Origin of the sequence: Leptothoe sp. LEGE 181152 (genome assembly GCF_032906605.1) — a bacterium.
Lineage (GTDB): Bacteria > Cyanobacteriota > Cyanobacteriia > Phormidesmidales > Phormidesmidaceae > Leptothoe > Leptothoe turfae.
In genome coordinates this window covers 261,339-284,094 of the sequence record NZ_JASATU010000001.1, presented here as the reverse complement: position 1 = coordinate 284,094, position 22,756 = coordinate 261,339, and the positions used below count along the sequence as shown (strand labels likewise).

17 protein-coding genes are annotated in these 22,756 nt (G+C 45.8%); 6 read left to right on the top strand and 11 right to left on the bottom strand.

The features are described 5' to 3' along the window. Positions 1-373 precede the first annotated feature (373 nt). Positions 374-949 carry a TetR/AcrR family transcriptional regulator gene (locus QGP82_RS01255; protein WP_163669299.1) on the bottom strand — a complete coding sequence of 192 codons (576 nt, stop codon included), beginning with the start codon at positions 947-949 and terminating at the stop codon, positions 374-376. Positions 950-993: 44 nt separating this feature from the next. Here QGP82_RS01255 and QGP82_RS01250 point away from each other — a divergent pair, with 44 nt between their 5' ends. Beyond that, on the top strand, positions 994-1,482 hold the full coding sequence (locus QGP82_RS01250; RefSeq protein WP_499056716.1) for a hypothetical protein: 489 nt from the start codon (positions 994-996) through the stop codon (positions 1,480-1,482). Positions 1,483-2,114: 632 nt separating this feature from the next. Next, positions 2,115-3,398, top strand: a complete 1,284-nt coding sequence (locus QGP82_RS01245; protein ID WP_499056715.1) for a DEAD/DEAH box helicase — start codon at positions 2,115-2,117, stop codon at positions 3,396-3,398. 31 nt (positions 3,399-3,429) lie between these two features. Here the strand turns inward: QGP82_RS01245 and QGP82_RS01240 are convergent, their stop codons facing one another. Then, on the bottom strand, positions 3,430-3,603 hold the full coding sequence (locus QGP82_RS01240) for a hypothetical protein (protein WP_499056714.1): 174 nt from the start codon (positions 3,601-3,603) through the stop codon (positions 3,430-3,432). A gap of 297 nt (positions 3,604-3,900) precedes the next feature. Here QGP82_RS01240 and QGP82_RS01235 point away from each other — a divergent pair, with 297 nt between their 5' ends. Further along, positions 3,901-4,764: a sulfotransferase domain-containing protein gene (locus tag QGP82_RS01235; RefSeq protein ID WP_499056712.1), complete on the top strand. Its 864-nt coding sequence runs from the start codon at positions 3,901-3,903 to the stop codon at positions 4,762-4,764. Between the two features lie 104 nt (positions 4,765-4,868). Here the strand turns inward: QGP82_RS01235 and QGP82_RS01230 are convergent, their stop codons facing one another. The 3 genes from QGP82_RS01230 to QGP82_RS01220 form a co-directional block, all read right to left on the bottom strand. Continuing rightward, positions 4,869-5,549: a response regulator transcription factor gene (locus QGP82_RS01230; protein WP_163669308.1), complete on the bottom strand. Its 681-nt coding sequence runs from the start codon at positions 5,547-5,549 to the stop codon at positions 4,869-4,871. A gap of 38 nt (positions 5,550-5,587) precedes the next feature. Beyond that, positions 5,588-6,904 carry a sensor histidine kinase gene (locus QGP82_RS01225; protein ID WP_499056710.1) on the bottom strand — a complete coding sequence of 439 codons (1,317 nt, stop codon included), beginning with the start codon at positions 6,902-6,904 and terminating at the stop codon, positions 5,588-5,590. Positions 6,905-7,337: 433 nt separating this feature from the next. Beyond that, positions 7,338-8,069 carry a class I SAM-dependent methyltransferase gene (locus tag QGP82_RS01220; RefSeq protein WP_499056708.1) on the bottom strand — a complete coding sequence of 244 codons (732 nt, stop codon included), beginning with the start codon at positions 8,067-8,069 and terminating at the stop codon, positions 7,338-7,340. Between the two features lie 493 nt (positions 8,070-8,562). Between QGP82_RS01220 and QGP82_RS01215 the strand changes: the two genes are divergently transcribed. From QGP82_RS01215 to QGP82_RS01205, 3 genes are all read left to right on the top strand, one after another. Then, the gene (locus tag QGP82_RS01215; protein ID WP_499056707.1) at positions 8,563-12,222 is read left to right on the top strand and encodes a PAS domain S-box protein; all 3,660 of its coding nucleotides are present in this window, start codon (positions 8,563-8,565) and stop codon (positions 12,220-12,222) included. Next, positions 12,203-12,676 (top strand): response regulator, encoded by a 474-nt coding sequence (locus QGP82_RS01210; protein WP_250565135.1) that lies wholly within the window; start codon positions 12,203-12,205, stop codon positions 12,674-12,676. Before QGP82_RS01215 ends, QGP82_RS01210 begins: the two co-directional genes overlap by 20 nt. Positions 12,677-12,839: 163 nt before the next feature. Next, entirely contained in the window at positions 12,840-15,266 is a 2,427-nt protein-coding gene (locus QGP82_RS01205) for an EAL domain-containing protein (RefSeq protein WP_163669314.1), read from the top strand. Between the two features lie 137 nt (positions 15,267-15,403). On the opposite strand, the gene QGP82_RS01200 is transcribed toward QGP82_RS01205, so the two are convergent. From QGP82_RS01200 to QGP82_RS01175, 6 genes are all read right to left on the bottom strand, one after another. Then, on the bottom strand, positions 15,404-16,627 hold the full coding sequence (locus QGP82_RS01200; RefSeq protein WP_499056705.1) for an ATP-grasp domain-containing protein: 1,224 nt from the start codon (positions 16,625-16,627) through the stop codon (positions 15,404-15,406). A gap of 9 nt (positions 16,628-16,636) precedes the next feature. Beyond that, positions 16,637-18,175: a glutamate-cysteine ligase family protein gene (locus QGP82_RS01195; RefSeq protein WP_499056703.1), complete on the bottom strand. Its 1,539-nt coding sequence runs from the start codon at positions 18,173-18,175 to the stop codon at positions 16,637-16,639. A gap of 441 nt (positions 18,176-18,616) precedes the next feature. Then, the gene (locus tag QGP82_RS01190; protein ID WP_499056702.1) at positions 18,617-19,351 is read right to left on the bottom strand and encodes an ABC transporter ATP-binding protein; all 735 of its coding nucleotides are present in this window, start codon (positions 19,349-19,351) and stop codon (positions 18,617-18,619) included. A 13-nt stretch (positions 19,352-19,364) separates the two neighbouring features. Then, the gene (locus tag QGP82_RS01185) at positions 19,365-20,594 is read right to left on the bottom strand and encodes an ABC transporter permease (RefSeq protein ID WP_163698341.1); all 1,230 of its coding nucleotides are present in this window, start codon (positions 20,592-20,594) and stop codon (positions 19,365-19,367) included. A 40-nt stretch (positions 20,595-20,634) separates the two neighbouring features. Further along, positions 20,635-22,017 carry an efflux RND transporter periplasmic adaptor subunit gene (locus QGP82_RS01180; protein ID WP_499056700.1) on the bottom strand — a complete coding sequence of 461 codons (1,383 nt, stop codon included), beginning with the start codon at positions 22,015-22,017 and terminating at the stop codon, positions 20,635-20,637. 139 nt (positions 22,018-22,156) lie between these two features. After that, the gene (locus QGP82_RS01175; RefSeq protein ID WP_499056699.1) at positions 22,157-22,582 is read right to left on the bottom strand and encodes a hypothetical protein; all 426 of its coding nucleotides are present in this window, start codon (positions 22,580-22,582) and stop codon (positions 22,157-22,159) included. Between the last annotated feature and the right edge of the window lie 174 nt (positions 22,583-22,756).

Here is a 22,756-nt window from a genome sequence, read left to right as displayed (position 1 = left end):
CCAGCTCTAAAACAGCCCCCATGAACAGATTTTGTCCGTTTGGAACCCTTCAACATCTAAAAAAAGGGGAGGATAACAGTCTCAGATGAGACTCGATTTTTCAGAAGCCTAATAAATAGAGGTGCCCATAATGCCAAGGCTTGGAAATCTGAAAAACAGCTCATAAACTTGGTTGCTGACTTCATTGCCTCCTTACCGAGTGAGTAATGGGCAAGCGGGTTCGGCTGGCTCACAACTCGCTGAGACGAACTGGCTAAGCGGGCAAAAGCGATGTATGGGGTTATGTAACTCGTAAACTTTGCTACGGTTTAATTATGCGGAGATAGTGACCTAAAGGTTGTTTGTGAGCAATTGGAGCCAATTCAGTTGAAGTTCATTTGAGAAGTAAACTTAGGGCACGACGGATATAGACTTTCCAAGATTCTGTCGGCGGGAAGATCAATGTATAGAGCATGATGCCGCTCATTGTGTCGAAAACCAAACCTGAATCTAAGTCTGTTGAAATTTCGTTTTTTGCTTTTGCCCGTTCGATGACAATGTCGAAGGCTTGTCTACGGGGTTGTAGATACTTCTCCCAATAAACTTGAGCAAACCCAGGATTGCTTGATGCACTACTGATAATCATGGCAACAGCCTGCCGCCCAATTGGAGTAAGGGTTATTTGTGCTGCATTTTCAATAAGTGCATCTATATCACTCCAAAGGTTTCCTGTATCAGGAATTAACACCTCTTCCCTAATGCTTTCAATTGCATCAGCAACTAGTTCATCTTTACTGCTATAACGCCGGTAGATGGTGGTCTTGCCAACTCCAGCACGAGAGGCGATCGCCTCAATACTCATCGCTTCAAAGCCGACTTCTGACAACAAACCTAGCGCGGCTTTCAGCATTGCCTGGTGAGAGGCTGCGCTACGAGGTCTTCCGGGAGATTTTTTTTTGGTATCGTTCATAGATGCTATTATAATTTACGATACCGTACCGTATCGTAAATGCTATGCCCCAAAAACCTCTTTACATGGACAAGCACAGTACTCAAACCTTACGAGCAGGTCTAGCGGAGTACTATGCTCTCAATCCACACGTTACTGATCCAGCGACACAACCTTCAGACTTCGGCAAAATTTTGCGATCGCACGATGTAGGGCATGTGATTTACGGTTGTGATACAGGAATGTACGATGAGCTAAAAATTCTGCCACTATTTTGGTGGACGAGTGAATGTACGTTTCAGGTGTACTTGAAGATGAAAAACTCCCCTGCCGTTGATGTGATGTATGAAGATATGATCAGAGACAAGGGCTCGCTGTGGCTATACGGAGCAATTTTGAGGGTGCTTCCTGGGGTACTTTTAGAATTAATTCCAATTTGGTTTAAAACTCGCAACCGCCCAAAACTGCTGCCATTTCTTGAGTTTGAGCCGTTGCTTGATCGTTCTCTTTTGGATATCCGCCAAGAGTTTGATCTGTTGCTTTTTATAAGATAAGTTCTAATTGCGCATCAGCCACCCAACACTTCATGGCAGTTGTAACAACCAACGAGTTGCATTCAGCTCAATTAAGAGAAACTATGATAGATATCCTAAATTGGTCTGCAAATCTTGAATATATAAAAGGAGATCGAAGTCGTCAGAGATTAATGGTTGAGATTGCATCAATCCTCAAAACAAATTTATAAAAGTGATGGATAGACGCTATAACAATTTGCTTGGATCGGCTCACGAAAGCCACTGTCATCCAAATTGCTAAAGCTTTCAAAGCTGACATGACAGGTATCTGTAGTCTTTTGCGTAGATTAGGGCTGCAACGCGTACACATAGCTCTGCAAACCAGCAAGCAAGAAAGCCAGCATCGTAACCAAGAGCTCTAGACCAGCCAAAGCCGCGGATCGCGGTTGCCATTAACTCCATTGCGTAATGAGGGCTATGCCATTTGAAACATCTATCTAAGCATCCAGTGTGTGTTAGGGTAATAAACTGCAACTTAGTTCCGGTCTATTGTTGCAGCCTTGGTACTTGTTGACCCAAGTCATCCAACGCAACCATACGTTTATTGCTCTTAAGACTGGTCCCAGCATTGCATTTGGGTTAGGGGCGCATTTAGGAGCTACTAAAAACCCATGACATTTGAGACGCTAGGTCTTACGGCCCAACTCCTACGTGCTGTGGCTGAGGAAGGCTACACAGCAGCAACTCCGATTCAGGAGCAGGCAATTCCTGCCATTTTGCAAGGAAATGACATTTTTGCCAGTGCTCAGACGGGTACGGGGAAAACAGCAGGGTTTACCTTACCCTTGCTGCAACGCCTCAGCAGCAATCCCCCTACCAAAACGCAACGAGCCCCACGGGCTCTAATCTTGACTCCCACCCGTGAATTGGCTGCTCAAGTTCACAATAGTGTCAATACTTACGGCAAATACCTGCCCATTAAATCAGTGGTGGTGTTTGGTGGCGTCGGCATTGTGCGCCAAATTAAAGCGTTGAAGCAGGGGAGTGACATTGTGGTCGCAACTCCAGGTCGCTTGCTGGACCATGTTAGTCAACATACAATTGATCTATCTCAGATCGAAATGCTGGTGCTGGATGAGTGCGATCGCATGTTGGACATGGGGTTCATCCATGACATTCGCAAGGTTTTGGCACAACTGCCTGCATCGCGGCAGACCCTGATGTTTTCCGCCACATTCTCAAAGGCTATCCGGAAACTAGCAAGCACGCTGCTACACAATCCAGTGCAGATTGAAGTTGCCCCCCGTAACACGGCGGCTGAACAAGTTGAACAACTCGTATATCCCGTTGATCGCACGCGTAAGCGAGAACTCCTGTCATATTTAATTGGCTTTAACAATTGGCAACAGGTGCTTGTCTTCACCCGTACCAAACATGGTGCCAATCGTCTGGCCGAACAATTGGCTAAAGATGGCTTGAAAACAGCCGCCATTCACGGCAACAAAAGTCAGGCCGCTCGTACCCGTGCCTTGCGAGACTTTAAGCAAAGTAAGGTGCGAGTGCTGGTTGCAACCGATGTTGCCTCACGGGGGTTAGACATTGACCAGCTTCCCCACGTCGTCAATTTTGAATTACCCAATGTGCCGGAAGACTATGTACACCGGATTGGTCGGACTGGACGGGCTGGTAATGAAGGCCAAGCCATTTCGCTAGTTTCCAATGATGAACAATCTCTGTTAAAGAGAATTGAAAAGTTACTCAAGCGCAAACTCACTCAGTCTGTCCTTCCCGGTTATGAACCAACGGCTGCCCCTAATCATCAGGGAGAGCAACCAAAGCGTCAACGCTCTAAGTCACGTCGGAGAAATTACAATTCATCCAACACTCAAGCACGTCCTGCCCAGGGTAAAAAGTCTCCCACCGGTAACCACCGTAAACGGCTCCGTAAGGCTTAATTGCAAAACCGTTTATAAAAACAGGCAGGTTTCAAGAAGAATGCTGCTGGTTAGGAATCAGAGGCGGTTTGAGGCGACTCATCAATGCAACCGCTGCCCTATCACCTGGCATTTGATCGAGGCCAGTGATCGCACTTTGTGCCAGTGGACAGGCTACTGGCACAAAGTGCTGAGTGTGAAGGCAGGACGTGAGCGAGTGGCCCATTGAGTGAGTACAGGTTAGGCTGCTGAGGTTAGAAGCCAATTTTCATCAACGATGACGACATGCTTAGACACAGTACGGTATCTACAAGACATATGTATTGCTCGTGCGACAGATGATGCCAGTGATCAGGAGGCCAGTAAGTTCCATTTAGGAGCAAGCCATCCATAACGTCCAAAATTTGGACGTTGATTTATTTTATTTCCTTAGAATTATTAAGGGATAGCGCCGTCAGAGATCTTCTTCCTCTGGAAAGTGAGCATCCCCCTGTAAACTGCAAACTCAATATCGAGCCCTAGTATGAAATTCAGTAAAATCAGTATAATTATTGGTACTCAAAAAGGCGGCACAAGCAGTTTATTTAATTATCTATCTCAGCATCCACAGGTATCAAAGTCGAAGATGAAAGAAACTGACTTCTTCTTAAAAGACGGTAAGTGGGGCAAAGGTATTGACTACTACGAGAACCTATATGCGTGGGATTTAAACAACCATTTAACAGCATTAGAAGCCTCACCAAATTACACTCGTTCTCTGAATAATGTCAGAAAAGTTATTCAGCGCATGAAAACAGTGGACATCAGGTATAAGTTTATTTATATCTTGAGAGACCCTGTTCAAAAAATTGAATCTATGAGGAAGCAGGGTATTTATCAAGGCTGGTATGCTAAACATTTGGCAAAAGAAACACCAAACAGTTTGCCGTTAAATGTAATTGAATCTGTTAGCTATGCAGCAATAGTTGATGCTTTTACACGCAACTTTTCAAGGGAGCAAATACTTTTACTAAAAACAGATGAACTAAAGAAAGACGTTATTTCTATGACTTTGAAATGTAAAATCTGTCCCTTTTTGGAGATAGAACCATCATTCGAATTTTCCCTTGGAAAAATACATAATTCCAAAAACTCCTACAGGACTGACACAATTTGGCATTACTTAAGGGAGGCCAGATATTTAAATCCGCTCAAAAATATATTCCCTGACTCAATCAAGAACAATGCCCGTAATGTGCTAGCGAGGCCACTGATGAATCAGGATCAGGGTAAAGTCCCTCCTTTAACAGATGCGCAAAAAGATTTCATTCGGGCGATGCTAAAGGACGATAGTCATCGCTTAGAAACTGAATACAGTTTGGATATATCAAATTGGGATTTGAATTAACGGAATGTACTCATATTATTTTTGGTGTGCCTTGACTCTAATCTTTCTTTTTCTATAGTCCTTTTTTAAATCAATCATGAAGTAGCTTTTAAGGCTGTATAGGTTTAGCGCATACTCTGGGGCCAAAATTGACTGGCGTACAAAGCTGCTTGTGTGCGATCGCGCAGTTGGAGTTGGCTCAAAATGCTGGTGACATGGTTCCGAACGGTGCGCTCAGAGATAAAAAGGTTTTCTCCAATTTCGCGATTATTGAGTCCTGTAACAATCAATTGGAGCACCTCTTGTTCGCGGGGGGATAGCGATCTCAACTTTTCAGGAAGTGCAGTTTCAGCATGAACAAGAGGTGCCCCTGGTGCTTGAGAAGCGCCTAACGTCTTTTCAAAAAGACCAGGTCCCATGTGGGTATAGCCTTGATAGACAGCTCGAATAGCCATCACCAAGTCCTGAATAGGGGTTTGCTTAAGCAAATAGCCTTTAGCCCCCCAACCCATGGCTTGCTGGACATAGTCACTATCGTCAAATGTGGTGAGCACAAGAATGTTTACCGCTGGAAAGTCGGCACAGATCTGTTTTGTTGCCGCGACACCATCCACCACCGGCATCCGCACATCCATTAAAATTACATCAGGTTGATTGGAGGTGCCATAGAGTGTTGAGACGTGATCAATCGCCTGTTGACCATTGGCTGCGTCGCCAACTACCTGTAAATCAGGTTGATTTTCCAACAGATTGGCCAAACCTTGTCGAATAATGGGTTGGTCATCCACCAGTAAGACACGAATCATCCTCTTGACCTCCTTAGATCTCCCCATTCATCAATCTCTCATATAAAGTTCTGGTCACCTGTCACCGATACTGAATTCAAATTTGGTAGAGGTAGAGGAGACTCTAGAGTCTGAGGAAGAGGCAAAACTACGCTGATGCGACAGCCAGTCCCTGATGCACTCCAGATTTGGCAGGTTCCACTAAGTGCGATCGCACGTTCCTTCATGCCCCGTAAGCCAAACCCGGTCGTATTTTTGCTAGGATCAAACCCCTTGCCATTATCCAACACTTCTACATATAGACTCTGTGGTTTAGTCGATAGCTGCACAGATAGCTGTGTGGCTTGGGCGTGTTTCACCACATTGGTGAGGGCTTCCTGCACAATCCGGTAGGCGGTCAGACTCAGCTCATCGGACAGCGGTGCCGTAATATTAATCTCACACGCTGGCGTTATCGGTGTGGATTGACAGACCTTATTAACCAATTCGGTAATCGCCACCTGCAAAGATTTATCCGTTTGAGGAGAGTCGCGCAGAGCCGCAACAGCCCGTGAAACCTCTTTGAGCGCCTGATAAGATGAATCTTTAGCTTCAAGCAGATAGGATTTTGCCCGCCCATTATCTTGTCCCCAAAAAAGGAGAACATTTTCTAGCAAAATAGTTTGAGCGGTCAGGGAATGTCCGAGGGAGTCATGAATTTCGCGGGCGATGCGATTACGTTCTTGTAATGCGGCCTGGCCTTCCACCTGTAGCGCATATTGTTGTAATTGACCATGGGCGCTCTCCAGTTTCTGTTGATTCCTATGAAGACTGAGCAAAGCATCCACCAGTAAAAAAACAAACAGTAGCGCCAGGGTAAAGAGAATAATGGCATTGGTCTGAAACACGCTTACCTGCCATGCCTCAGGGGTTGACATCAGTCGGGATAGATTTCGGCCCATGGCCGTCTGACCCAAAGTTAATGATAAAAATAAATGTGAGCCAAACGTAATGCCGGCCACTACGAGTCGCCCTCGTGTGTGAAAGATTTGACAACTACGGATGATAATAACCAATCCCAGCAGTGGGATAATCCTGACCATCAAAGGATTATCGAGACAACGCAGAACCAAAATACCGAAGAGGCTAAGCTCGATTGCGGTATAAAGAATCTTGGCCCGGCACTGAGTCAGCGGTAAATAAAGCCCCATGACGCCAATCAAACCAAACAAGAGCAGTTCTAGCCAGGTAACCTGAAATGTCCGATGGAAAACCATGGCCGTAATGCTAACCAGCACACCCATACTGAGCAAAATCCACTCAATATGCAGCAGTATGCGTAAGGGTCTGGTGACTGTGAAATCTGGGAATAGCCGGGAGGGTGGATTTAGGACCATTAGGCTTCAACTCTTAACACAAAGGGGTTCTCTCTAGGGTTCAGGCTAGCCTGTATACAGCTCTATGCGACGTTGTCTGATGACGACAGTTGCGGTTCCCCTTAGTCAAGGCTACGGTGTACACACAAGTACTGGAAACTAGCGTTTTTTGTTGCACTACCCCCTCTAACTCCCCCTTAGTAAGGGGGAGAACTGGAGTTTCCCCCCTTACCAAGGGGGGATTAAGGGGGGTAATGCAGGATTTTGAGCTCACTTCCGAGATGTATATACACGGTAGCCTTAGTCAAGGGGAACCTTGGGTTAGAGCATCTTGAACCTAGGGCATTGCTTGAAATAATCCCTAATTTACCATTGCGAAATTGAGCCGCCCAGTCACCTAAGTCCTAATTTTATGGGACTTTCGGTAGGACAATAGTCCTGGTAAGGCATACACTCAGTTGCGCATGACGAAGAATGCATAGCTGAAATAGTCAGAGTACTTGCGGAAGGTTGCGATCTCGTTTCTCGCCTCTTTCAGGACAGCCTCTGCCTCCGGTATGCCACTCCACTCTGCTGTTTTCTCAGCGATGCGCTCCTCCATTGGGTTGTAGTAATGCTCAGTCCATGCGGTAGTTGGCAATACGAAATGCCCGACGGACTCGTAGCCAATGCGCTTAATAACGTCAAGTTTCGCAGCTACAGTATCAATCTCGGGATACTCTTTCCAGAATTCAACTGCCTCAGCCGGGGGGTTAGATTTTAACCACACCACCTCGCTGACCGCTACGTAGCCACCTGGTTTAAGGAAATTTTTAACTTTCTTGAGGCCCGTTTCGAAACCTAAGAAATAGATCGAGCCCTCAAACCAAACAACATCAAAGCTCGACTCTGGGAAAGCCATCTCCGTCATACTCTGCTCTAATGTTTCGAGGCGATCAGAGACCCCAGCATTTTCAGCTCTAGCTCTTACTTGGGCAATCATTTCTGGGAGGAGGTCAAGGGCGACAACTGTACCCGATGTGATACGCAAAAGCTCGACTGTCTGCATACCAGGGCCACAGCCAACGTCCAGGATTTTGGGTAACTCAGGGAGATTCGACATCATTTCGAAGGCTCTCCGAGTCAGCTCGTTGGAGCCAGGGCCAGCTCGCGGCAAGGTTCCATAGATCTGGAGAAAGTAATCCATCAGATTCCTCCTTTAACTTTTCAGATCATAGTCTCATCAAATGATGGGTTTAGCACCTACCAAAGAGGGTAAGCGGTGCATGACTCACACTACGACCATAGTTACTAAGCTTCTTGAATGTAATCAACCTAAAGGGTATAAGTGCCAATCTCATCAAGTATTCAACGTTTTGTTCTTGAAGGGCAGCAACAGATTTATGTTCTTTCTCACCCTCAAAAGTATACACGCCAAAGGCATTGAATCTTCTCCACAAACGAATAAGACGAGTAAAATCCTTTTGTGAATTTATTTTAATTCCTTGCAAGGGTAGGCAATGCTTTCTTGGAAGGCTGAAAAGGTGGCTAATTCTGGCTTTTTAGCGGAAAAGTTGACGTGTTATGAGATTGGTATAGACAAGTTTAGGCTGTCTGAAGATGGGAATATTAATCAAAATAAATTAATAATTAGAAGCGTATTGAGTTCAATTTGAGAAAGTCAAGGGTTGTTCTCCAAAATGTTGAGTATTTCATGGCTTAGCCAATATATGCCCCATGGCTACTGCTATGGGTGGAGGCCCAGTCTGGTTGGCTTACATTTAGTATCAGACACTTTCATTGGGCTGGCTTACTATTCTATTGCCATCACCTTAGTCTGTTTCCTGAAAAAGCGTGAGAGTATCCCCTTTTATAAAATATTTCTGCTTTTTGCAGCGTTTATTTTTTTATGTGGTACTACACATTTAGTTGAGGTCTGGACCCTATGGCATTCAGACTATTGGGTTTCTGGTGTTCTTAAGGCGATCACAGCCGGTATTTCTACGTATACTGCGATTGCCCTCATCCCCATGCTACCTAAAGCTCTAGACTTACGTACCCCAGCTAAGCTAGAAGCCTTAAATCAACAATTGGAACAGGAAATCGCTGAGCGTAGACAAGCTGAAGTAGAGCTACGAGAATTATCGACCCGGCTAGACTTAGCTCTGGAGGCAGTGGGCATTGGTATTTGGGATTGGAACATCACTCACAATAAATTGATCTGGGATAGTCGGTTCTATGAACTCTATGGCACTACACCGGAAGCGTTTGAGCGAGATTACTCAGCCTGGGCAAAGCGTGTTCATCCAGAGGATCGACCGCATGCAGAAGCTGCTATACAGCGTGCTTTACGCAATGAAGCCGTCTATGACATTGAATTTCGGGTAGTTCATGCCGATGGCGTAATTCGCTATATGAAAGCGGATGGCCTGGTGCAACGGGATGACGAGGGAACCCCTATTCGTATGATTGGGACAAACTACGACATCACCGATCGGAAAGAGGCCGAACACCAGTTGATGGCGAGTGAAGAACGCTTTGCTAGCCTTACGGCTACGGCTCCCGTAGGCATTTTTCGGGCAAATACTGAGGGAAGTTGTATTTATGTCAACAAACATTTATGCGAGATTGCCCGGTTGCCCTCGGAGAAAATGTTAGGAGCAGGATGGATTCAGGCTATATATCCAGAGGATCGAGACATTATTTTGGCAGAATGGCATAACGCTACTAGCCAGAATCTTCCCTTTCAAGTGGAATATCGATTTGGAAATCCATCAGGCCCAGTGACTTGGGTATATGAGAAAGCGGTCCCAGAATTCAATCACGCCCATGAAGTGATCGGCTATATAGGGTGTCTGACTAATATTACCGAGCGTAAACAAACAGAACTTCGACTGAAAGCTGCTACAGATGAAGTTGCGCAAAAAGAGGCCCTGTTTCGAAACACGTTTGAGCAAGCGGCGGTAGGCATTGCACATCTTGCTATCACCAGGCAATTTATTCGTCTTAACCAGCGCTACTGTGAAATTCTTGGCTATTCACAACAAGAACTTTTAAACCTTACGTTTCAAGACATTACCTACCTAGAGGATGTGGAGCATGACCTGCACTATACACAGCAGGTTCTTACAAATCAGATTCAGACCTTCTCCATGGAAAAACGCTATATCCGCAAGAATGGAACTCTTATGTGGGCCCATGTGACGGTTTCCTTGGTAAGGTTTCAGAATGGTGAGCCGGATTATTTTATTGAGGTGATAGAAGATATCACTGCTCGCAAACAAACGGAAGAAATGCTGCGTCTCTATGAGCGTGCGGTGTGTACTACACCCGACCATATGTCATTTGTGGATTGCGATTATATCTATTCCATGGTCAATGATGCCTATGCTCAAAAATTTGGTAAATCCAAAGCCGAGATTATTGGTCATTCCGTAGCAGAGCTTCTGGGCGAGGGCGTATTTTTGCAAACTATTAAACCTAATCTTGATCGCACCTTTGCAGGGGAAACAGTTCACTACCAAAGTCTATTTTCCCTGCCTGATGAGCGACAGCAACAGCAGTATCTGGATGTTACCTATGCCCCTTATCACGAAGTAGATGGAACGATTACCGGGGCTGTCGTCAGCGTGCGAGATATCTCAGAAATCCATACAGCTGAGTTAGCCCTGACCCACCAGACATGTCGGGCGGAGGCTTTGCTAGAGCTATCTCAGCTAGCTGAGCAATTGAATGAACATGAATTTATACAACAGGCCCAGGACATTGCCAAAAACCTGACGGGTAGTCAGGTCGCATTCCTTTATCTTGTCTATGAGGATCAAGCAACCTTTGAATTGATGGGTGGGGGGCAGCAAACCTTAACTGACTTTGGTAATACCGTCGCTAAGGCTGGTCTGCCAATTAATCAGGCGGGGATTTTGGCTGATGTTCTACATCAGCGCAAGTCTATAATTTGCAATTATGCCTGTGGTCCCGCTCTACAAGAACAAGACTTTCTTCAAACACAAGGATTATTGCAAAATCATGAGCACCTTAGTTGCCTCCTGAGTATTCCTGTCATTGAAAATGGCAAAGTCGTGATGCTCACAGGAGTTGGCAACAAGGACAGCAGCTACACCGATATGGATGTTGAGACGGTGCAGTTGATTTCCAATCTGGTCTGGCACACAATGCAGCATTATCGATCGCTACAAACGGCTCGGTTACTGGCTGCGGTGGTGGAGTCTACCGAAGACGCCATCATTACCAAGGATCTCAATTGTTCCATTACCAGTTGGAATGTAGGAGCAGAAAAACTTCTGGGGTATTCAGCATCAGAAGCAATCGGACAACCGATCACCATGCTTTTCCCAAATGATCGGATTTCTGAAGAAGTTTATATTCTTGCACAGATCACTCAGGGCGAGAGCATTGACCATTTTGAAACGGTTCGTCGTCATAAAAACGGTACGCTTTTAAACGTGTCGCTGACCATTTCCCCCCTAAGGGATCGAACTGGCCAGGTGATTGGGGGCTCAAAAATTATGCGAGATATTTCCGCCCGTAAGGCGGCAGAGGATCAACTTAAGGCGGAAGTGAAAAGGCGTCAGCAAGTGATTCAGGCGTTGCAACTTACTACCCAACGCCTAGAGGAAAGTAACCAAGAACTTCAGGATTTTGCCTATGTGGCTTCCCATGATCTCCAGGAACCTCTGCGGAAAGTGCAAGTCTTTGGCGATCGCTTAAGCCATACCTGTCAAGATCGGCTTTCTGAGAAAGGGCAAGACTATTTGGCACGAATGCTAAATGCGGCAGTGCGTGCCCAGGCGCTGATTAATGATTTGCTTAGCTTTTCGAGGGTGACAACGCAGGCTAAACCCTTTACTCCCACTGACTTATCACAAGTCATGGCAGGGGTTTTATCAGATCTAGAGGTTCGCATTGAGCAAACTGGGGCTACCGTAGATGTGGACCCGTTACCGACCATTGATGCTGACCGCATGCAAATGCAACAGGTCTTTCAAAATCTTGTCGGTAATGCCCTCAAGTTTCATAAACCAGATGTAGTACCCCAGGTTCAGGTGAGGATGCAGAGTTATTTTACGGGAGGAAAAGAATTTTGTGAATTACGAGTGATCGACAATGGAATAGGTTTTGATGTTAAGTATTGCGATCGCATTTTTCAGCCATTTCAGCGCCTTCACGGACGCAAAGCCTATGAGGGCAGTGGTATTGGTTTAGCAATTTGTCGTAAGGTGATTCACCGTCACGGGGGAATACTCCGGGCAGAAAGTCAGCCTGGAGAAGGAGCCACATTTATCGCCACCTTACCAGTTCATCATTCCCAAGGAGAGGAGAATGTCTCAACAACGGAGTAAACCTGCGATTATTCTAATGGCCGACGACGATGAGGACGATCGCCTTTTTACCCAGGAAGCCTTAGCCGAAAATCGAGTTGCTAACGAGCTGTATTTCGTTGAAGATGGGGAAGACCTGATGGATTATCTATATCAACGAGGAAACTACAGTGACCCTGATGTTGCACCCCGTCCCACGTTAATTTTATTGGACCTGAATATGCCTCGCAAAGATGGTCGTGAAGCCCTGGAAGAGATTAAGAAGGATCCTGTACTACGCAGTATTCCAGTCGTAGTATTAACCACATCTAAAGCCGAAGAAGATATTTTAAAAACCTATGATTTGGGTGCTAACTCATTTATTACTAAACCTGTGGGCTTTCAATCCATGGTTGATATTATGAAAACCCTTGGTACATACTGGTTTCAAATTGTACATTTGCCAGATGAGGTCAGCTCAGCATCAAGGCCTTAAGACACTCTTTGAATTACATGTCAACGTTTTTATACCTTATGCATTCAGCTTTGCAACCTCTTAAGAGCGCTAGAAATCTAAAGTACTGAAAGGTTTCCTATCAAAGGTTATCCATCTTAAAGACTCAACTCTTATCGTCACGGATCTTAGGAAAATGATAACAATGAGTGATTTGTCATACCAAGTCTTACTAATCGACGACGATGAAGATGATTATATTGTTACCCGAGACTTATTACAAGACTCAGAACAAGCATCCTTTGAGTTGAACTGGGTAAATACTTTTCAAGCTGGCCTTGAGGCCCTACATGCTGATTTTTATGATGTTTATTTATTGGACTATCGTTTAGGGGCAAAAACTGGCTTAGAGCTATTGCAAGCCGCTGTAGAATCTGGTCTACGTAAGCCAGTGATCCTTTTGACAGGGTTAAGCAACTACGATATCGATCGTCAATGTATGGCGATGGGAGCCTCAGACTATTTAGTTAAAGGTAACCTGTTGACCGGCCCACTCCTGGAACGTTCAATCTTGCATGCGATAGAACGCACTCAAGCGGCAGCGGAAATATGCTTATTAACCCATGTGCTTCAGAGTATTCATGATGGTGTATATATGGCGACTGAAGAGGGAGCGTTACTGTTTTTAAATCAATCCCTTAGACAACTTTGCACCCACCCAGCTAAACCAACATTGGGACAACCACTAGACCCACTGCAATCTCCAATATTGCAACAATTGTTATCCCAGGGAAACCAAAACCGTCAAACACAAAAAAACTCTACATTCAAAACTGAGCTGTCCCTGGAATCTTCCATAGGGCTAGATCGAACCGTGTTATTGTCTGAGTCATGGGTCAAAGCGCAACAACAAACCCTACGATTTGGCATGATTCATGATATTACCGAACGTAAGCAAGCTGAACTAGAACGCGATCGTTTTTTCAACCTTGCGATTGATTTATTATTTATTGCAGACGCAGACGGTGTATTTAAGCGCATCAATCCTTCCTGGTTGGCTACATTGGGTTATGCGGCTGATGATTTGTTAGGCCAGTCTTTCTGGCAATTCATGCTTCCCGAAGATCAGCATAGTAAACAGGATTTACAGGATACCCTAGCCCAGGGACAAGACATCAATGGGCTGGAATTTCAAGTGCGATCAAAAGATGGAACTTATCATTGGATAGCCTGGAATCTAGTGCCATTCCCCCAAGAGAATTTATTGTACGGTAGTGGGCGCGATATTACTCAACGCAAGGCGTCTGCAGCCCGTTTAACTTACGAAACATTACACGACAGTTTAACTGGCTTGGATAACCGAGTCTGTTGTTTAAACCGCCTGGAACTTGCCATCGAGCACCAGAAACGGCAGCCCCATGAACATTTTGCGGTTCTGTTTGTGGATCTCGATAACTTTAAGTATATCAATGATAGCCTTGGGCATCTAGTGGGTGACCAGCTACTGATTCAGGTCTCCCAAAGGCTGAAGGCGGTAGTCAGAGGGATAGATGGCGTGGCGCGCTTGGGGGGTGATGAGTTTCTGATTCTGCTAGAAAAACTAGATCATCTGAATGATGCTTTAAAGACGGTATATCGCCTACAAAAGGAGTTACAAAAATCTTTTCAATTGGGGGCTCGGGAAATCTTTACCAGTGCTAGTATTGGTGTTGTTTTTTCCAATTTATCGTATCAATCAGTTGATGACATTATCCGCGATGCCGACATTGCTATGTATCGGGCTAAAAGCCAGGGAAAATCAAGCTACGCCATCTTTGATCAAACGATGTATCTTCAAACCCTGCGTTTAGTAGAAATCGAAACAGCGTTGCGAAAAGCCATAAAAACACAAGAGTTTTGCTTGTATTATCAACCCCTGGTCAATCTTAATCCTCCCCATCAACTGAAAGGATTTGAGGTTCTATTGCGCTGGCATCACCCAGACCAAGGTCTTATCCCAGCCTCTGAATTCATCCCCATTGCTGAAGAAACAGGACAAATTAATGTCATAGATGAATGGGTTTTACGAAATGCTTGCAAGCAGTTAAAAACCTGGCAAGCCAAGGGAAAGGTGACGATGGATGTATACTTAAGTGTTAATCTGTCTGGTCAACAGTTTCGGAATCCGTCTCTAATTTACACCCTTGATACTATCCTGACAGAGACTCAATTGGATCCACAATGTCTCAAATTAGAAATTACTGAAAGTAGTCTCATTCAAAATACCCAAGCGGCCACTGAAATTATGAAGTTGATTTGTAATCGAGGTATTGAACTGAGTCTTGATGACTTCGGCACTGGGTTTTCCTCTCTGCGATATTTGCAACAATTTCCGATCTCAACAATTAAGATCGATCGTTCTTTTGTCGATGGGTTAAATAATAGCGATCGCAATTTTAGAATTACGAGTGCGATTGTAAACCTGGCTAAAGCATTAGGGTTTAACACCATTGCCGAAGGGGTTGAAGCCCATGAGCAGCTGACTGAATTACATGAACTGGGATGTGATGCAGGCCAGGGATATCTATTTTCTAAACCCTTGCCAGCGACAAAGGTAGAAAGTTATCTAGCACAAATTATTGCTTGTACATAAACTCTCTCATCCCATGGGCACTAGTGACAATCCACCGAGCAGAGCGCACCAATGATTATGGGTGAAACGGTGTTCGTATAAGGTATACATCTACCTTTTCATGTAATTTCTTTAAAGACTTAAAAGCTAGCAAACGTCTAAGAGAACCTTGTAATAAGCCATCGCTGTGCTAACGCAGTAACGTTAGCAAGGTAGGAACCTGGATGCTGAAATAGCTCTGAGATAAACTGCCAGTGTAAGGATAAAAGATTTCCATGAGCTATTTGATGCTCATGAATAGCTCCTTTGATCGCAACCCAAGCTTCACTGCAGACATCTTGGCCCAACTGCTCTTGAGCTTCAATCAGTCCGGTTGGCGAACCTGGGTTAAGCTCAGTAATATAGGGTCTGTCCTGCCCAATTACATCAATGCCAACAATAACAATCCCTTGTCTTTTACCCCAGTCAACAACCTGATGCACGGCTGCCATAGTAGTTGGTGAGATATTTCTCAGCGGAACAGCAATGCCAATGCCGCCTTGAGCCATATTTGCTAGGGTTTCTTCATGGGAGGGGACACGATTTACAGCGGCAATGGGTTTACCATTGATATAGAAAATACGCATATCGCCATTCTTAACATCGGACAGAAATTTTTGGGCAACAATCATAGGACGTTTAGTTGCGTTTTTTTCCTGCGTATAGTCTCGTATTTGCTGCTGCCAATTTACATCTGTTAATTGAATGATTTTAACATCGTTGCCACCATAACTCTGGGTTGCCTTAAGCACCAGTTTTTGATCACCTTCATACTTCATGTGCTCTGCAAACCTAATCAGTTTATCTGCGTCGGCAGTGATCATACTGGGTGGGCAAAGATCTGGAAAATCTGTGACGATTGCAATTTTGTCTTCTGTGCTTAAAGTGGCTTCACCACCATTGAGGACACAAATCTTGGGATGTAGCCTGGTGGCAATTTGCTGGGTTGACCAGTCACTACGGTCATCCTGCCGCTGCAAAACCGCAACTGGTGCTGCAACAGAATTTTTACCTGCGCTGCTTCCAGGTGGGTAATTAAGTGTCATATTGACAACAGTGCCATTAGTAATAGGTGCTGAGACCCTTTTATTTTTGGTTGGATGTTGCTGTTGCGCAAAGCTAGTGACTTCTCGAACAGCGGCATATATATTACCAACATGGCTGTCGGAGTTAATCACGAAGTCTTTAGGGGTGGTGACAAACACTCGATCGCCATGTTTAATGGCAGCTTCCATCAAACCCAATGAGGTATCGTGCCCTGGCTCTAAGGAATCGATAGGGTCAGTGATGAATAACACATTTTTCTGCATCATGGAATTAAAGATAAAGACTTTGTGGGTCATAGAAAACCATTACCGCCCGTCCCCGGCCCGATGATAGAGTACACGAGCAGGCGGTAGTTCGTAGTATTCCCCAAACTGGGCATAGCCCGTTAACAGATCTAACTTGTCGGCATAGTGCGGTTTACTAAGCTGTTGCGGATCGATATCGAGTCGTTGTAAGGACTTACGATGCTGTTCTGCTTCACTCACATAGGTTGTTGCCTGTAGTTTGTTCAAAACTTGTTGAATTTCTGGTGTATCTTCTTTAGCAGATAATTCATGACAGGCCAAATCAATAATTTCTTGCCAAACTGTGATGGCAGTTTCTCCTCTGTAGGGTAAAGTTGTTCCGTAGAGACTATTTTTTAATAAGTTCTGCTGCAAAATCCTATTGCGTTCATACGCATCTTGTTTACTATCTGTAACATCAAGCAAACCATAACGCTCTAAAATCTGACGGAATTGGCCACGGGCTTCGGTACTATGGGTCAAGCCATGAATAAGCGCCACATTCATGACAGCTTTGCCCATACCACCACCGTCGGGAATTCGGAACTCCGTGAGACACATCATGCCATCATCAGCAAAGGTTGGTTTCACACGGTAACTGTTATAACAGGTGCGGGAATGATTGATATATTGCTCTAATGTTGGTGCAATAAACGTATCGTCGAGATGTATACCGCCAGTTCGTATGAGATCGGCAAATGTAACTGGTTTAGCAATCTCATGAAGATTATTGTATTGGTCAATGCCATACCACATCGGTTGATTGATGATATGTGTGATGACATCATCGAGGGTCACTGCACCAGAAAGCTGCGGTGGCAAACCAAAACGGTTATCACTGCGAGTGAGGCTTGCATCCCATAAGAGTTCACGGACAGAATTTTGTGCATTCTCAAAATAGGAAAACGGACTAGCATGATTGGCCGCAGCAATGAGTGAGGTTACTGCACCAACAAGGGTTAGTGTTTCTTCGAGTACTATTTTGTTGTGAATCGCAAATGTGGTATGGATACCGCAGGTTGCCAAAAGATCATGGGCAGAGTACGGTTGTTTTGCACTGTCGATGCTACGCTGAAAGCATGGAATGACTAGTTGGGTGCGTTCATCAGAAATTAGCTCTTGATCAATATGGTTAATGTAGTCTGGATCAGACCAATTTGCGCTAGGGTGAACAGATAATGCTGATGGTCTAAGGCCATGACGCTCAGTTGTTTTTTGCAGTAATTGCTCGGCTTCTTGACCATGCTGATAGAGCGCAGTGATAGAATCGCGGGGGGCAGAGGCAAATTCTAATTGTTGAGCCAGGTCTAGTGTATAAACAGCATCGCTGGAATCCGTATTCGAAACCTTTAAATCATCTAATACACGCTGAACTTGAGCGACATTAGCCAGATGTCCTGCATAATCGCTTTGCTGTTGTAAAGCGTAGAACTCTACCTCAAAACCATAGGTTTGTGGACTAACCGTATTGCTAGATAAAGATTGTTCATAAAACTCATAAACATCGCCCAAACTAGATAACCATGGGCCGTTTTCTTCGAGATAAATTACACTTGTCATTTTTACACGTCTTCTGTATAGCCTCTACCTAGTTGGTTGGTGATAATATCTCGTATATTTACATGTTCGGAAAATCAAAGATTTCGGGTGCACAAAAATATCCAGAAAGGGCATTAAGCACTGTAAATGGAGGTTTCAATTCAGCTATATGTCTGACCCAAGTCTTTGCCTACAACCACATGTGTTGACTCGGATTTTGATTTGGACCATTGGGGGCAAAGCGAATGAAATGAATCCGCTATTGGGGGCTGGCAGACTTGAATTGAGCTCATTGCCCATACCCCCCAATAGTAACTGGCACCATGCCACAACACAATCAAGCATTGGTCTGGAAACTGAGATTGCAAAAATTCGAGGTAGGCCAGCGTACAGGTCATATTCCCCGCCACTTGAGCCTCAATGAAGATGCGTTTGCCCAGAGACTGTCTTTAAAAGTTCGACTTAGGTATTAGATGGCCCTGGGGCTAAATCACTGGGAATAGGGCGAGATGGTTGGTGGTGCGAGTCCTGTAAAACACTCCCATCCCGAAAGGTGATGGTACGTCGACAGCGCTGGGCGACTTCCGGATCATGGGTGACCATCACCAGGGTCATGCCCTGCTGGTTCAGCTCGGCAAAGATATCCATGATTTCCTGGCTCATCTGAGAGTCCAGAGCCCCCGTCGGTTCATCGGCCAGGAGCAATTTGGGTTGATTGACGATGGCCCGTGCGATCGCTACTCGTTGCTGTTGTCCGCCAGAGAGTTGATTAGGCCGATTGCCTAGCCTGTCCCCTAGACCCACCCGCTGCAATGCCGCAATGGCCCGTGACTCCCGTTCGCCAGCAGGCACCCCCGCATAGACCATGGGCAGAACAACATTTTCTACGGCTGTCAGCTGATGGAGCAAATGAAACTGTTGAAAAATAAAACCAATTTTACGATTACGAATGCCAGCCAATTGCTTAGCAGTTAGTTGTGAGATCTTCACACCATCCAGCCAATAGTCCCCCTGGGTAGGACGATCAAGACAACCAATCATATTCATCATCGTTGACTTTCCCGAGCCAGATGGCCCCATAATGGTGCAATAGTCTCCTGAATTTATGGTCAGATCAACAGCCTTCAAGGCATACACCTGGAGATCGCCTATGCCGTAGGTTTTAGATAGGTTTTGCAGTTGAATAAGATGGCTCATAGCATGTGTTGTTCTAACTCCGCAGGGCCACAATCGGATCAAGATTTGCCGCTCTCTGGGCAGGCGCAATGCCAAAAATCAAACCAATACTGCCCGACACGGTAAACGAAACTATCACAGCGTTCAGGCTGACCCCAGCCTCCAAGGGGCTAAACAATGTCAGACCCACCACTCCAAGAAGCCCCACACCAATACCAATCATGCCGCCCGTTGCCGCCAGGATAACAGCCTCAATGGTGAACTGGGCCAGAATATCTGTCCCAGTGGCCCCGATTGCCTTACGGAGACCAATTTCCCCCGTGCGTTCTGTCACCGAAACCAACATGATATTCATGATGCCAATGCCCCCGACTAACAAGGAGATACCGGCAGTAAACCCCAGCACTAGCACCAGAATATCTGTGATGCTGCTAGACCTCTCCAACAATTCCTGCTGGCTTTGTACTGCAAAGTCGTCGTCTCCTTGCAAAATGTTGTGGCGCAGACGCAACAAATTTCTAATTTGATAAACGGCTGCATTAGTTGTGTCTGGGCTTTCCAGAGAAATTGAAATCACCTGCACCGTTGGGCTAATCTTGCCGGTCTCTTGCCCTGTCAACTGGCTCACCATCACATTGATTGGGATGTAGACTAGCTCATCCTGGTTTTGGCCAAATGAAGAACCGCGCTCTTCCACAACGCCGCTAACCGTAAAGCTCAGGTTACTAATGCGAATTTTGCGACCGACCGGATCTTGATTTCCAAATAATGTGCGAGCGGTTTCACTACCGAGAACAGCGACCCGTAAATTAGTTTGGACATCAATGGGATTCAAGAACTGTCCTTGGGCGATCTGGATATCTCGCACAACCTGGTAGTCTGGTGTAGTTCCTGTCACATTGGCCTGGGTCTCGGCGGCCCCCTGGGTAATGCGTAACCGCGTATTTTTTTGAGGTGCGATCGCACTAACAGCCAATACTTCTTGAGTAATCGCCTCAGCATCCGCCAGCGTCAGGGTATCTGCCTGAGTTGTACCGGCAAGCGGCCCCCGCTGGGCATCACCAGGGGTAATAAACAACAGATTGGTGCCTAAGGATTCAAACTGTGCCGTGACAAACCCTTGGGCTGCTTCTCCGGCTGCCACCATGGCAATAACAGAGGCGTTGCCGATGATAATACCTAGCATGGTAAGACCACTTTGCAGTTTGTTGGCCGCCAGGGTCTTAAAGGCCATCTTGGCATTTTCAAGAACATTAAGTCCCATTGGTTTCAAAGGTGTGAGAGTGAATTGAATTTGTCACCAGCTAAGGTAAAGGAAAACCAGATTGACCAGGGCGTTGTTCCTCCGGTGGCAGTTCCAGAAAAATTCGCTCCCCTGCTTCTAGGCCTTCAACAATTTGAGTACTCCCTGCCTGGGTGATACCGACAGTAACCGGTTGAAACTCAGCATTGCCCTCACTATCTGGCATTTGCACGCCCAGCTGTCCGTCTTGGGTGGCGATCGCAACAGTTGGCACCATTAAAGCATCTGTTAAGGTCTCACCCATAAAAGTGGCATCCACCGTCATACCCGATCGCAGTTGATCAGTGCCCGTCAATAGCTCAACAACCACCTGAAATGTGGTGATATTGTTTTCAATAATCGCCTCTGGAGCAATCCGTTGCACCCGACCTGTATAGACCTGGTTGGGAAATGCCTCTGCGACAATCTCCACTGATTGGCCCACCTGAATTTGGCCAATGTTGGCTTCTAAGATATCCACCTCAACTTCGAGACCTGAGGATAAGGCCAAAATGGAACTGGAGGTGGCGGATGCGGTGGCGGATGCGGTGGTGGTAGGTGTGACAATTGCGCCAATGGTGGCATAGGTTTGGGTTACATACCCAGCAAAGGGGGCCAGGATATTCGCGTCTGCCAATTCCGTTTCAATCACCTCAATTTGCGCTTGAGCCGCTGCTACATTGGCTGCTGCCGCTGCAATGTCTTCGGGACGCGAGCCGTTGGTGGTTTCCTTAAGCTGTTGTTGTACTTCATTAAAATTTGCCACAGCACTTTGGGCTTCATTCACATACTGATCTAAATCATTTTGGGAAATCGCCCCCTGACGGGCTAGATCCTCAAACCGCTCCAGACGAGTTGTTGTTAGATCAACCTGGGATTGAGCGGAAACCAAACGGGCTTCAGCTTGAAGGATATCCTCCTCTCGGTTGCCTGCTAAAATTCTGGCATAATCAGCTTCGGCCTGGTCCAGCTGAGCTTTTCGTTGCTGTAGCTCAGCGGCTAAACTCCCGATTTCCATGCGGGCAACCACCTGGCCTGCCTCCACGCGATCACCCTGTTGGACATAGAGATCGGCCAGACGACCCGTTGTTTTTGGACTGAGGTTCACGGTGTCCTTTGAAATAACAGTGCCATTACCCTCAACCCTAACTGCCAAAGGCCCATGGGTTACCGGTACCGTCAAAGATTCCAGTGACTCTGTCTGATTATTGCCGCGAGGCATAGATGGGAAGCGTAATACTATCCCCACCCCCAGACGTAACAGTAAGCTGAGGAGCAGTGCTCTCCTCAGCCAAAGCAGCCAACGACGACGAGGCCCTTTTTTCTCAGATAATATGGGGGGTGTGGCATGGGAGTCTTCGGTTGCGATCGCTAGTGTACTAGTCGCGTCAGTGTGATCATCCATAGCAAGACTGAATATTTGATTCAGGTCGAACGCATTATTAGCAATGAGAAAAAGCCCCCCTTAGTCTCTTAAATCAGCTTAAGAGGAGCCCTGTGGTGAAGTGTGAGTTTAGTGATGTAGTATGCGCTAGGATGGCCTTTTAGAGCCGACTGAAGGCAGTCACTTCCATAATTCCTTCAAGCTGTTCAGGTGTCAGAACCTCTTGTAGCTCAGCCACCGTCTCTGCATGGGCCACAGCAAGCTGTTCCGACTGAGTATCTGTTAAATTTAAGGCTTCCTGTAGGTCCTGAGGGTCCTGAGACTCCTGCTGTTCCCGTGCAGATTGTAGTGTCTCAAGTTGCCCAGGGGTGAGGATTTCTTCGAGTTCAGAGTTTAAGTCTCGCATAATACCGCCCACTTGTCTCATCTGAGAGCGGCTTAAGTCAAGCTCTTGCGCTACTTCCCGAAAGGTACTGCGGTCAAGTTGGGCTGTAGCAGGCTGACCATTAAAATTCCCCAGACCCAGGGCTAGAGTGCCGATCAACACAGTATTGACAATTCGTTTTCGAGTAATTTGAAATTGCATGGGGATGCTCCAATGAGTCACTAATTTGTTTCTTTGGCTGGAACATGCCCATCCTATGCAATTTGGCTTGCTGAACGCTTGTAGCAAACTTCATAAATCGCATAGGACATATATCACGTTTTTTTGTAGGAGGATTGACTTAACACCAATAGTAGTTCTTAGTCCCTCATTTTA